Source organism: Colwellia sp. NW0002-52-1, from assembly GCF_057550865.1.
The window spans coordinates 1-1388 of sequence record NZ_BAAJLU010000046.1 but is presented as its reverse complement, the minus strand read 5'-3'; the positions used below and the strand labels follow the sequence as shown (position 1 = coordinate 1388).

The 1388-nt window shown below is 35.7% G+C and carries 2 protein-coding genes; both read left to right on the top strand.

Annotated features, from left to right (window positions below):
• Nucleotides 1–281: 281 nt before the first annotated feature.
• Nucleotides 282–707 (top strand): hypothetical protein, encoded by a 426-nt coding sequence (locus AC27H3_RS18015; protein ID WP_487108103.1) that lies wholly within the window; start codon nucleotides 282–284, stop codon nucleotides 705–707.
• 292 nt (nucleotides 708–999) lie between these two features.
• Nucleotides 1000–1388: hypothetical protein (locus AC27H3_RS18010; protein WP_487108102.1), on the top strand; the 389-nt coding region annotated here is incomplete at its 3' end.

The following is a 1388-nucleotide window of genomic DNA, read 5'->3' as shown; positions in this document are numbered from 1 at the left end:
AGCAAATTAACAGGACTAAAAACAGTTGGCTTTTGCTCCTGCGTCGCTTATTTTAGCCAACAATTTTTAGCCCGTTATTTGGGCGTTGAGGGTGTAGAATTACTCCAAAGTAGAAAATGGAGGGCGATTTTTGTGTTCATACAGCCGTTAAAAGTCATTTTCTAGTCGGATATTGCCTCAGATTTCACTTAGCAACGTAATTTGAGGCTTAATTTTTAATAAATTTTGAGGCTGTTTTTTCTAAAATAGAAATTCTACAGGCTCGTTAGGAAGAACACGAAATGGAGTTTCCATCAGACCTTCATGATTATCTCGAAGAGGGTAATCAATTGAATTACGATGCATCAAAAGCTGAAGCGGGCAAAGTTGGAATTTGTAACCTTTCAGGTATCAAATCTGGAGTTATTTGGGTTTCACCTGAAGATGATGAAATCGATGCCTATTATGAAATTCCAGCTATAAGCATCACAAACTACTGTGAAGGCTACGATCCAGAATTTATCTTACTTTGGCTTCCAAATGAAAAGGTTTATGGTTCTTGGGATTGTGACCATTGGATTTTAACAACTTTCCCTAAAGTATGCTGGACAGATATAGTTGCAAATCCATTACCTTTCCTCAATGCTCAGTGGTATCCTGAAAGTGAGTTTGGTGTGGTATTTAATCCAGCATCTAAATACGAACTAAAATCAGGTAGGCCTTTTTAAAAGTTCTTCCTAACAAGCTAATAAATAAGGACAAATTACAGTTGGTTTTTGCTCCTTCGTCGCGTATTTTAACCAACTGTAATTTGCCCATTATTAGGGCGTTGAGGGCGTAGAATTACTCCAAAGTAGAAAATGGAGGGCGATTTTTGTGTTCATACAGCCGTTAAAAGTCATTTTCTAGTTGGATATTGCCTCAGATTTCACGTAGCACGTAATTTGAGGCTTAATTTTTAATAAATTTTGAGGCTGCTTTTTCTAAAATAGAAATTCTACAGCCCCGTTAGGTTTTGTCATGGATAAGTCGGAGAAAAATTTACTACTCTGGAGTTTTATTTACTGGGTTGCATGTGTAAATACAATAACGGCTATCGGGTTTACCCTGTTAACAGATTCGTATGATTATAGTTACTCAATTTCAGCTACAAAATTAGCTCTGATTTGCGCAACCTTGCAATTTGCATTTTTTAAATATCGAGGAAACCTTCCTTTTTACAAACAGTTTGGTGTTATCTTCCTATCAACTTTTGTTTATATGTCTTTTCTGGAAGTCGGCTCAAACTTACTTAATTTCGATGTGGAATATTTTGGGTTTTACTTGATTCTTGTTTTTGTATTTACTTTACCTCTTGTTTTAGTTTCATATTTTGTTAAATTCAGACTGTATCGGTATGGTGAAAAACC